Source organism: Streptomyces canus (genome assembly GCF_001514145.1).
Taxonomy (GTDB): Bacteria; Actinomycetota; Actinomycetes; order Streptomycetales; family Streptomycetaceae; genus Streptomyces; species Streptomyces canus.
On sequence record NZ_KQ948719.1, the window covers coordinates 1 to 1224 of the forward strand.

2 protein-coding genes are annotated in these 1224 nt (G+C 67.2%); both read right to left on the minus strand.

All coding sequences use genetic code 11. The features are described 5' to 3' along the window. Positions 1–15 precede the first annotated feature (15 nt). Entirely contained in the window at positions 16–609 is a 594-nt protein-coding gene (locus AQJ46_RS51195) for an IS630 family transposase (protein WP_107117528.1), read from the minus strand. Next, positions 540–1142, minus strand: a complete 603-nt coding sequence (locus AQJ46_RS51200) for a helix-turn-helix domain-containing protein (protein ID WP_059212220.1) — start codon at positions 1140–1142, stop codon at positions 540–542. The genes AQJ46_RS51195 and AQJ46_RS51200 overlap by 70 nt, the downstream gene beginning before the upstream one ends. Positions 1143–1224 lie beyond the last annotated feature (82 nt).

Here is a 1224-nt window from a genome sequence, read left to right on the forward strand (position 1 = left end):
TTAGTGCTTCGTTCCTCAAAGGACGTACACATATCGGCGGCGTAAGTGTCTTGTGGGCGGTGCGGGTCTGCCCCAGATCCAGGGTCGGGCGCGGGCGTTGAGCTGGGCTGTGGCCACTTCGGTGGCGTGGGTGATGTGGTCGCGGTCGCCGAAGGAGCGTCCGGCCAGGGCGGTCTTGCGGAAGATGCGCCACCAGCCCTCTTGGAGGTTGAGCCAGCAGGCGCTGACCGGGATGAACACGTGCCTGATGCGGGGGTGATCCTCGAGCCAGGTTCGGGTGGACACGCTGTTGTGCGAGGACAGATTGTCGGTGATCACATAGATGTCCCCGACGGGGTTGGCGTCCTCGACCAGCTGAAGGAACTGCTGGTAGAAGGCGCTGTTGCGGGAGGTGGCGGTCATCGTGAGCTCTTGGCCGTCGCGGACGCGTAAGGCGCCGTAGACCCAGGTTTTCTCGGGTCTGCGGGAGTAGTCGATCTCGTTCTTGATGCGGTGTCCGTCCGGTGACCAGCTCGGTGCCGGCGGGAAGGTGCGTGGGATCATCGGGCCGAGCTCGTCGGTGCAGACGACCGTCGCACCGGCGGGCGGGCTGGTGTAGAGCTCGACGATCCGCGTCCTTTTCCCTCGAAGTCCGCATCTCTCGGGCGCGTCCACGAGCGTGTGCGCCGCCAGCGCACGGCCTCGGCCAGCAGGATGCGGCGCACCTGGGAGCGGCTGACCTCGATTCCCAGACCCCGGGCCGCGGCAGCCAGTGCGTCCAAGGTCCACTCCGAGGGGCCCGACTCGTCCGCGGCCCACATCTCGTTCGACGGCTGCGCCTCAAGTCGGCCGGGCGGGGTCTGCTTGACCATCGCAATGATCCGGGAGCGTTCGGCCTCGGTGATCCGTCGCTTGCGGCCCTGCCCGCCCAGATCCTCCAGCCCCTCAAGCCCCAAGCGGTTGAACCGGTGCAGCCAGCGGCGCACCGTCTTGTGACTGCACCTCAGCTCGTCGGCGATCTGCGGGACCAGCCAGCTGTCCCAGCTCAGCTCCACCATCCGGCACCGCTCCACCAAAACCTTCGGCGCCTTCCTGGCAGCCGTCAGACGGTGGACCACCGCTTGCTCGCCCTCGTCACGGCCCGGCCGTGCCCGTAACACCATCGTCCAGCACCCGCCCCCGAGCACCCGCAACCACCCCGCTACCAGCAGCTATACCCACCGAAAGCGGAATCCAGCATTAGCG

Coding starts and splice junctions, on each gene's coding strand:
- AQJ46_RS51200 (WP_059212220.1), bottom strand. CDS start 1,142: ATGGTGTTACGGGCACGGCCGGGCCGTGACGAGGGCGAGCAAGCGGTG.